At 64.3% G+C, this 10,397-nt stretch carries 5 protein-coding genes; all 5 read left to right on the top strand.

Annotated features, from left to right (window positions below):
* Positions 1-9 precede the first annotated feature (9 nt).
* The 5 genes from BN3659_RS04580 (at position 10) to tpx (ending at position 9,611) form a co-directional block, all read left to right on the top strand.
* The gene (locus BN3659_RS04580; RefSeq protein WP_091534948.1) at positions 10-1,557 is read left to right on the top strand and encodes a RagB/SusD family nutrient uptake outer membrane protein; all 1,548 of its coding nucleotides are present in this window, start codon (positions 10-12) and stop codon (positions 1,555-1,557) included.
* 16 nt (positions 1,558-1,573) lie between these two features.
* On the top strand, positions 1,574-3,058 hold the full coding sequence (locus BN3659_RS04585; RefSeq protein ID WP_091534950.1) for a glycoside hydrolase family 30 protein: 1,485 nt from the start codon (positions 1,574-1,576) through the stop codon (positions 3,056-3,058).
* 24 nt (positions 3,059-3,082) lie between these two features.
* A complete protein-coding gene (locus tag BN3659_RS04590) occupies positions 3,083-5,107 on the top strand; it encodes a DUF5121 domain-containing protein (RefSeq protein ID WP_171847703.1) in 2,025 nt (674 codons plus the stop codon).
* A 255-nt stretch (positions 5,108-5,362) separates the two neighbouring features.
* The gene (locus BN3659_RS04600; protein ID WP_091534954.1) at positions 5,363-7,600 is read left to right on the top strand and encodes a glycoside hydrolase family 3 C-terminal domain-containing protein; all 2,238 of its coding nucleotides are present in this window, start codon (positions 5,363-5,365) and stop codon (positions 7,598-7,600) included.
* 1,504 nt (positions 7,601-9,104) lie between these two features.
* The gene (gene tpx, locus BN3659_RS04605; RefSeq protein ID WP_091534956.1) at positions 9,105-9,611 is read left to right on the top strand and encodes a thiol peroxidase; all 507 of its coding nucleotides are present in this window, start codon (positions 9,105-9,107) and stop codon (positions 9,609-9,611) included.
* The last annotated feature ends 786 nt before the right edge of the window (positions 9,612-10,397 follow it).

Consider the following 10,397-nt stretch of genomic DNA (forward strand, 5'->3'; position numbering starts at 1 on the left):
GACAGACATATGAAAAAATCACTGATCTTAGCGGTTGTTCTCGGCTTCGGAGCCGCGATGAGCTCGTGCGAGCTGGACAAGTTCCCCGAGACGGGCTACAACGAACACAACGTGCCCGAGGGCGATGCCGAGACCGACACGGCCATCAAAACCCGCGAGCAGCTCTCGGGACAGCTCACGACCATGTACGACTACATGCGCGGCGATTATCAGACGGCGTGGTACCAGCTCATCACCCTCGCCGACTGCCGCGTGGACAACGCCTACGGCGGCAACCTCGGCGAAGCGAAGGTCGTGGCCGTCGAAGCCAACCGGATCGACAGCGAGAACGAGTTCGCCTCGACGCTGTGGAACTATCCGATGACGGCGATCGACAACGCCAACCAGATCATCTGCAACATCGACAACGTGAAGGCGAACGATCCGGCGCTCACCGAGCGCGAATATCAGGAGTGGCTCTCCGAGGCGCTCTGCTGGCGCGCCTACAACTGGCTGCTCATGCACCAGATCTTCGGCGAGGTGCCGATGCTGCGCGAGATTCCGCCCGCCATCACCTCGGAAAACATCGAGGAGGTTTATCCGCTCTATTTCCCCGAGCGCGAGCCGATCGACACGCTCCGCGTGCAGATCGTCAAGGATCTGGAGTATGCCTGCCAGTATGCGCCCGACGTGGACGTCGCGAACAAGTACAAGATCACCAAAGGCTTCGCCTACGGACTGGCGGCGAAGTTCTATGCCATGCGCGAATTCCGCGACTGGACGAAGGTGAAGAGCTGCTGCGAGGCGGTCGAGGGGCTGGGCTACGAGTTGTGCGACAGCTACGAGGAGCTCTGGGCCTTCACCGAGGGCGATGCGGGGATGGCGGCGCAGAACACCAAGGAGTCCATCTTCGAAGTCTCGTGGCCCAACCAGAGCAACGGTTCGTGGATGTGGATGATGTTCTACCGCAACGCATACAAGCCCGACGACAGCTTCACGTGGGCGAAGTGGTGCACGCCGTCGCGCAACCTGATCGCCGCGTTCGAGGCCGAGGGCGACACGGAGCGCATGAACGCTTCGATCCGTTACGACGCCTGCGGGTGGTCGTTCCACTATCCGAAGGACGACTACGCCTTCATGTACAAGTGCCGCACGAACGTGTCGCCCGTCTACGTGCTGCGTCTGGCCGACATCCTGCTGCTGCACGCCGAGGCGCTGGCCAACCTGAGCGATGCGGGCGGCGCGGCCGATCTGGTGGACCGGGTGCGCGAGCGCGCGCATTTGCCGAAGCTCACCTCCGAGCAGCGCGGGTCGGTCGAGGAGATGAAGGAGGCCGTGCTGCACGAACGCCGGCTGGAGCTCGCGTTCGAGGGGCACCGCTGGTTCGATCTGATGCGCTTCGGCGACGACTATTCGCGGCTGAAGAGCGTGAGCGACAACGCCAACGTGCAGGGAACGGACTCCTACGACTCCTACACGCAGGCGCGCCGCACGATGGACGACAACCACATCCTGCTGCCCGTGCCGACGAGCGTGATCGAGAACAACCCCAACATCCATCAGAACACCGGTTATTGATAAATTGCGAAACGATATGAAAGTGAATAGAATCCAGATATTGACGCTGGCGATGCTGGCCGCAGGCGCGGTCTGCTGCTCCGGCTCGACCGAGACGCCCGCTCCGGCGCCGCCCGTACCCGATGCGGAGTCGGACGTGGAGTGCTACGTAACGACGGCCAGCGGCTCGATGCTCTTCGAACGGGTGCCCGTCGAATTCTCGAAGGTGTCGATGTCGCCCAACAAGGTGGAGCTGCAGCCCGGGACGGTCTTCCAGACCGTCGACGGCTTCGGTCCCGCGATGACGGGCGCCACGTGCTACAACCTGCTGCAAATGACGCAGGAAGACCGCACGGCACTGCTGCGCAAGTGCTTCGATCCGGAAGAGGGCGCGGGCTTCAGCTTCATCCGCGTGCACATCGGCGGCTCGGACTTCTCGATGGACGAGTACACCTACTGCGACACGAAGGGCATCGAGTTCTTCGAGACGCCGGCGCTCGAACGCGACGGCATCTTCCCCGTGATCCGCGAGATTCTGGCCATCAACCCCGACGTGAAGATCATGGGCTCGCCGTGGACGTGCCCGCTCTGGATGAAGGGCACGGTGGACGATCCGACGGTGCCCTACACGACGAGCTGGACCAGCGGCCGGCTCAACCCGGACTACTATGCCGACTATGCGGAGTACTTCGTCAAATGGGTGCAGACGTGGGAGGCCGAAGGGTTCCCCGTCTACGCCATCACCATGCAGAACGAGCCGCTCAACCACGGCAACTCCATGTCGCTCTACATGCCGTGGGAGGATCAGCTGGCCTTCGTCAAGGTGCTCGGCCCGGCTTTCGAGAAGGCCGGGATCGAGACCAAGATCCTGACCTACGACCACAACTACAACTACGACAACGCGTCGGGTCAGGACGGCTATCCGCTGCACATCTTCGCCGACGCCGAGGCGTCGCAGTGGGTCGACGGGTCGGCATGGCACAACTACGGCGGCGACGTCTCGGAGCTGGACCGCATCCTCGCCGAGGCGCCCGACAAGTCGATCTACTTCACGGAGGCTTCGATCGGAGAGTGGAACTACACGTTCGACGGATGTCTGATGAACGACTTCGAGTCGATCTTCCTCGGGACGCTGAGCCGCATGGGCCGCGGCGTGCTGCTGTGGAATCTGATGCTCGACGACGAGGGCAAGCCCTATCGTCCGGGCGGCTGCTCGACCTGCTTCGGCGCCATCGAGATCAGCTCGTCGGATTACAAGACGCTCAAGTACAACTCCCATTGGTACGATCTGGCTCACTGCTCGAAGGTGGTGCGTGCCGGCGCGCAGCGGATCGGCACCACGGGCTACACGGCCGAAAACCTGACCTACATGGCCTTCCGCAATACGGACGGGTCGTACGCCATGATCGCGCTCAACCGCAACTCGGAGCCGAAGACGATCGCGGTGCAGGGACCCGACAAGGCGTTCCGCTACGACGTGCCCGCGCAGTCGATCGCTTCGTTCCGCTGGAGCGACAAGTAAAACAAACCCTTAAATCCGATGAAAATGAAAGATACCTTAAAATATTTCGCACTCGCCGCGCTGATCGCCGGAGCCGCGGCCTGCGCGGATGACGATGAACTGGAGACCACGGACGCGGGTCCCGTGATGACCGTCGTGTCGTACAGCGAAAACGCCATCATGGGCGATTCGGTCCGTTTCGAGGTAACGCTCGAAGACCCCATCGCGCTCTCGACCCTCAAGGGCGAACTCTACTACGACGAGGACAAGGTGAGCGACGTGGAGATCCGCACCAAGACGAACGGCACCTACAAGGGCGCCGTGGCGGTGCCTCTGTTGCAGAACACGCCCGACGGCGTGGCTACGTTCCGTCTCTTGGGGCAGAACATCCGATTCGGCCTCACGACGAAGGAGCTGGAGGTGGCCGTGGCGCGTCCCAATCCCGAGTACCTGACTTTCGTTACCGAGGAGAAGGAGTACCGCGCCGAGCGCACGGAGGACTACACTTATGAACTGACCGCCGAGCTGCCGCAGGCGGTGTCGGGCTATTTCGAGACGCCGGCCCTCGGCGAGGCGGGAACGGTGCTGACCTTCGGCTGGGATTCGGCCGAGAAGGCGCTCGCGTTCGGCGCGACCGATCCGATCCCCTACACCTCGCTCGGTGCGGGCGAGTGGACGATCACGGTGAACCTCAAGACGTTCGAGACCGCGCCGTTCCTCGTGCCGGTGAAGCTGGGCGACACCTACATGGAGGCGGTCGGCGACGGCTATGCGCTGGTGGCGGATATGACCAACGGTTCGACTTATGCGGTCGAGGGGATCGACGGCATCGGCGAATACACGGCCGACGCCGACTACTTCACGCTGGACGGCACGACGCTCAAGCTGGCGGCGCCGACGGGCAGCTACCGCACGGTTGTCGACACGAAGAACAAGTTCATCTATGCCGAGGTCTGGAAGGACGGCGCCGCCGCATCGCTCCAGAGCGACGGCACGGGCGCCGTGTGGATCATCGGCGAGAAGGTGGGCAAACCCACGCTCGACAACGAGGTGGGCTGGAATACCGAGAAGGCGCTCTGCATGGTGCCCGTCGAGACGGGCAAGTTCCGCATCACGCTGGTCGCCGGTACGTCGGTGGGCACCGATGCGGTCAACTTCAAGTTCTACGGCGGCGCGCACAGTTGGAACGACGAGTTCAAGCACGACCGGCTGACCACGACGAGCGATCTGGTGGGCATCGGCACGGGCGAGGTGGACGAGACGGGCGAGAAGCACGACGACGGCAACCTCTACATCAGACCCGGCAAGGCGCTCGAAGAGGGCAAGACCTACCTCTTCACGATCGACGTTACGGCCGGCAGCGACAAGGCGGTGCTGACCGTCGAGGAGCAGTCGGACGCTCCGGCGGACGATGATCCCTATCTGGTCGAGATCGAGCGGGTGGACGAGACGACGCTCGCCGCGACGCTCAACCTCGTGCAGGGCAAGAAAATCCGGCTGGCGGGCATCGACCTCGCGGGCTGGTGGATCGACGACAACTTCCTCGCCTCGGAGGCGGACGGCACGCTCGCGGTGAAGGTCGTGGACGGCAAGTACCGCCTGACGGCCAAGACCGACAAGAAACAGGTGTTCGTGCAGCCCGTCGATGCGGACGGTTCGGATCCGACGGTCGGAGACGACGGCACGGGCGGCATCTGGCTGATGGGCTGGGGCGTCGGTGCTCCGTCGCAGGACTACCAGTTCGGATTCACCGAAGGCGCGGCCTACTGCATGGCCGAGATTTCGCCGGCCGTCTACCGTCTGACGGGCAAGGCCGGCCCCGAGAAGGGCTCGGCCGCGGGCGACTACTTCCGCTACGACTACATCAGTCTGAAATATTTCCACCAGAACGGCTGGGGCGGCGAGATGAAGAGCCCGACCTTGGCGTCGGGCACGGAGAAGCTGCTCAAGGACAGCGGAAACCTCGAACTCGCGGACGGCGTGCAGCTCGAAGAGGGCGCGACCTACCAGCTGACGATCGACCTCACGGCCGGCAAGGATCAGGGCGTGGTGTCGTTCGTGAAACTCTGATTTCCGGCGCGGACCGCAGGCGACACATGGAGCGAGTGCAGACCCGCTCCATGTTTTTGACGGATGCGCTCGAAGGCAGTCCGGGTTTCGCGCTCCGGCTGTCGGGTGTCTGTGTCCCGGGGTGCGCTGCGGAGCGCGGCAGCTCGGAAGCGGGGCGCGGATGCGCCCCGGAGGCTGCGGGTGCCGGCATGCCGGCCCGGAAGGCGGAGGCCGGCATTTCCGGCCGTATCGAAAAAACATACAACCATATATTTCATGAAGATGAACAACCATTTGACCAAACTGTGCCTCGCGGCGGCGGCCGCTGCCGCCGTGGCCTGCGCGCCCGCTCCGAAACGGGCGGCCGTGGCCGTGTACCTCGACCCCGAGGCGCCGATCGAAGAGCGTGTGGAAGACGCGCTGGCGCGGATGACCGTGCCCGAGAAGATCGCCATCATCCATGCCCAGTCGAAGTTCTCCTCCCCGGGCGTGCCCCGTCTGGGCATTCCGGAGCTGTGGTGCACCGACGGCCCGCACGGAATCCGCCCCGAAGTGCTGTGGGACGAGTGGGAGCAGGCCGGCTGGACGAACGACTCGTGCGTGGCCTATCCGGCTCTGACGTGTCTGGCCGCAACGTGGAATCCCGCGATGGCGGCCCTCTACGGCAAGTCGATCGGCGAGGAGGCCCGCTACCGCGAGAAGGACGTGCTGCTGGGGCCGGGCGTGAACATCTACCGCACGCCGCTCAACGGCCGCAACTTCGAGTACATGGGCGAGGATCCCTATCTGGCTTCGCGCATGGTGGTGCCCTATGTGCAGGAGGTGCAGAAGAACGGCGTGGCGGCCTGCGTGAAGCACTTCGCGCTGAACAACGAGGAGACGCACCGCCACACGATCGACGTCGATGTGGACGACCGGGCGCTCTACGAGATCTACCTGCCGGCCTTCAAGGCGGCGGTCGAGGAGGGCGGCACGTGGACCGTCATGGGTTCCTATAACCTCTACCGCGGCGAGTACGGCTGCCACAACGACCGGCTGCTGAACCGGATCCTCAAAGGCGATTGGGCCTTCGACGGAGCCGTCGTCTCGGATTGGGGCGGCGTGCACGACACGGATCAGGCGATCCGCAACGGGCTGGACCTCGAATTCGGCACGTGGACCGACGGCCTCACGATGGGAGCGACCAACGCCTACGACAACTACTATATGGCGAAACCCTATCTTCGGAAGATCGAGAACGGCGAGGTGGGGACCGAGGAGCTGGACGACAAGGTGCGCCGCGTGCTGCGTCTGACGTTCCGCACGGCCATGAATCAGGACAAACCCTTCGGGGCGCTCTGCTCGGAGGAGCACTACGCCGCCGCACGCCGCATCGGCGAGGAGGGCATCGTGCTGCTGCGCAACGAGGGCGGCGTGCTGCCATTCGACCTCGGAGGGATGAAGCGCATCCTCGTGGTGGGAGAGAACGCCGTGAAGATGATGACCGTCGGCGGCGGCTCGTCGTCGCTCAAGGTGCAGCGCGAGACCTCGCCGCTGGACGGCATCCGCGCCCGCGTGGGCGATCGGGCCGAGGTGGTCTGGGCGCGCGGCTATGTGGGCGATGTCGGCGGCGAGTACAACGGCGTGAAGTCGGGGCAGGACCTCCGGGACGACCGCAGTGCGGGCGCGCTGATCGCCGAGGCGGTCGAAGAGGCCCGCAAGGCCGATGCCGTGGTGTTCGTCGGCGGGCTCAACAAGAGCGACCATCAGGACTGCGAGGGCGTGGACCGCTTCTCGCTGGGGCTGCCCTATGGACAGGATGCGGTGATCGAGGCGCTGGCGGCGGTGAATCCGCGGCTGGTCGTGGCGCTCGTGAGCGGCAACGCCGTGTCGATGCCGTGGGTGGACGAGGTGCCGGCGATCGTGCAGGCGTGGTATCTCGGCTCGGAGGCGGGCAATGCGCTGGCCGCCGTGCTCTTCGGCGACGCGAACCCGAGCGGGAAGCTGCCCTTCACCTTCCCCGTGCGGATCGAGGACAACGGGGCGCATGCGACCGATCCCGTGTTCCCGCACGACGGCAAGACCTGCTACAAGGACGGCATTTTCGTGGGCTATCGCTGGACCGAGAAGGAGGGCATTGAGCCGCTCTTCCCCTTCGGCCACGGTCTGAGCTACACGACGTTCGCCTACGGGCCCGTCGAGGCGGACCGCGCGTCGACGGACGAGCGGGGCACGGTGAACGTGTCGGTGGAAGTTACCAACACGGGCGACCGTGCGGGCGCCGAGGTCGTGCAGCTCTACATCGCCGACAAGGAGTCGTCGCTGCCGCGTCCCGTGAAGGAGCTCAAGGGCTTCGAGAAGGTATGGCTCGAAGCGGGCCAGTCGAAGGTCGTAACCTTCCCCGTCGGGGTGGAGGCGCTCCGCTACTACGACGACACGAAGGGCGAGTGGGTGGCCGAAAAGGGCGTGTTCGAAGCGCTTGTAGGCGCTTCGTCGGCCGACATCAAGGGCTCGGCGGTTTTCGAACTGAAATAAGAGAGGCCCGACTGTCCGGAGCGGCCTGCGGCACGGAGAATACCGTGTCGCAGGCCGTTCTCGGTTTTTCTGAGGGGGTGCGTCGGCGCACCGCTTCCGGTTTGCGCCTTTCCGCACCTTTCATGTCTTTCCCGTCTTTCATGCCGCAGGGGCATCCGTTCGCGGATAGGACGGTCGTATGTTTCGGGCTGATCCGGAAGGTGCGGCGCGGCCGGGCGGAAGTTCTGTCGGATGCAGTGTGGGTAATCGCGGGGGGGGGAGCCGTCGGAGCGGGCGGATGCCGGCGCGGTTTGCTGCTCTTGCTGCTCTTGCTGTTTTTGCTGTTCTTGCGCGGCTGTGCGGTATGCGGTTGTGTCGCGTGTAGGGCTTTGCAGTGTGCGGTTACGCGGTTGTGCGGTTGTGCGGGCCTCAGTCTCCGGCAGGGGCGGCGGCCGTTTCGGGGGGCTTGCGGGTTGTCTGCCCTCAGTCCGGTGCCGCACTTGCATATCCGCTTTTCCCCGAACGGCCGCCCGCTGGAACTTGCCGGACGGTGCGGTCTGCAATTTTTCGCCTGCGGGTCCGGTTTCAGGTGTTTTTTGCCGTCCGAGGTGAGAAGAGGGCTGTCTGACAAGTTTTTCGACCCTCTGAGAATTGCGTATTGGGAAAAGTTCTCGAATAGCAGTATGAATCGAAAAGGGCTGTCTAAGATTTGTTAGACAGCCCCCTTTCGATGCTTGGCCGGGGCGTGCCGCGGGTGGGGCGGGTTGCGACCTGCATAAACCGGACCGAACGTTGCGGCGCGGCCCCGGCAGGCGGTCGTCGGGTGTTAGGCCGTGCGATATGAGGACGGGGCGGAGGCGGGCGGAAGGGCGGAATTGCGGGCACGACTGAAATTATGCCCGTCTGCTGTGGATGATGATGTATTTATTCGTAAATTTGCGAAGTGCGGATCGCCGGAAAGGAGGCGGTGGGACCGTGCCGCACCCGCTCCGGGATTAGGGAGCTGGCGCGGGGAACATTCGCGGAGCCGGGGAAGAGAAGATCAGGCGGTGTGCGGTGGTGCGGCGGAGTATTGCGGCAGGGGGCCGGGAGTTTGGAGGTCTGTTGGAACAGGGGGGCTCGGACCCGATGGCGGGGCATGTGTAAGCCGGGGCCGTGAGGCTGCGAATCCGCGGGCGCGATGGTTGTGCGTCCGTGAGGCCGGGAGTTTGGAGGTCTGCTGGAGCAGGGGTCTCGGACCCGATGGCGGGGCATGTGTAAGCCGGGGCCGTGAGGCTGCAAATTCGCGGGCGCGATGGTTGTGCGTCCGTGAGGCCGGGAGTTTGGAGGTCTGTTGGAACAGGGGTCTCGGACCCGATGGCGGGGCATGTGTAAGCCGGGGCCGTGAGGCTGCGAATTCGCGGGCGCGATGGTTGCGCGTCCGTGAGGCCGGGAGTGCGGGACCGATAGTCGCAGAACCGGAACGACCGAAGACCGGCGCGATAAAAGATAAAAGATAAAAGGAGAACGAACTCATTACGAAAATATGGACAAGAAAATCACATTCGCAGGCAATCCCGTAATGTTGGCCGGTACGCCTGTCAAGGTAGGGGACAAAGCTCCCGTATTCACGGTTGCGGATGCAACGCTGCAACCCGTTTCGTCGGACAGATTCGACGGCAAGGTGCGCATCATCAGTGTCTTCCCGTCGATCGACACGCCGGTTTGCTCGCTGCAAACCAAGCGTTTCAACCGCGAGGCCGCGGCTTTGGGCGAGGATGTGGCGGTGATCTCGATCTCGGCCGATCTGCCTTTCGCCCAGAAGCGTTTCTGCGCCGTCGAGGGCATCGACCGGATGTTCGTCTATTCCGATTACAACGGCCACGACTTCGGTCGCAAGTACGGGTTCCTGATTCGGGAGCTGGCGCTGCTGACGCGCGGTGTGGTGGTGGTCGACCGCGAGGATACGGTCCGCTATGCGGAATACGTGTCCGAAATCACCGAGGAACCCGATTATGCGAAGGCGCTCGATGCGGCGCGGGCGCTGTTGTAGGGAGCCGGACCGGACGCTCGGAGCGGCGGACGCGGGCGTTGCGTCCGGAGACGGTTGCGGTCTGCGGCGGATTGTCGGGAGCGGCCGGAGCGTTGTCGGCCTGCGGATCGGCTCCGTTCGCAGGATGCGGCGTCGCGCGGATCGAGGGTGCGAAGGGGAATTCCCGAACCGTCCGGCTGCCGAATAGGAGGCGCCCTGCGGCTGTCGGGCCGGTCGATGGAGGCCGGCCCGGACGGCAGCATCGCCGTCCGCTGCCGCCGCTTAGGGCTGTAATGATGAACGGGAGGCTGTCCTTTATGTATTGCTGGACAGCCTCCCGTCGTTTCGCACGCTCGTTTCCGGAATGAGCTTCCGCAGCCTTCGGTTCCGCATCGGATTCCGGGTGGGATTCGGTACGGCGGAGCGCCGGAATCGCAGAGGCGTTTTTGGGAGGCGCCGGGGATGAACCCGGTGTCGGCGGTGCCGGTTGTCCGAAGGGCTTACCGGAGCTGTGCGGCCGGGGCGGTCCGGTCAGGTCCGGTCCGAAAGGCAACCGCAGTCTGCCGCAAAGGGCCGGCGGATGCCGAAGTCGCGGATACGCTATCCGGGGCCGGAGGGGAGGTTTCCGCACTACACGGCTGTGTCGGTTGGCCGAAGGGCTTACCGGAGCGGTGCGGCCGAGGCGGTCCTGTCCGGTCCGAAAGGCAACCGCAGTCTGCCGCAAAGGGCCTGCGGATGCCGAAGTCGCGGAAACGCTATTCGGGGCCGGAGGGGAGGTTTCCGCACTACACGGCTGCGTCGGAGAAG

The organism is Alistipes sp. CHKCI003 (assembly GCF_900021155.1).
GTDB lineage: Bacteria > Bacteroidota > Bacteroidia > Bacteroidales > Rikenellaceae > Alistipes > Alistipes excrementavium.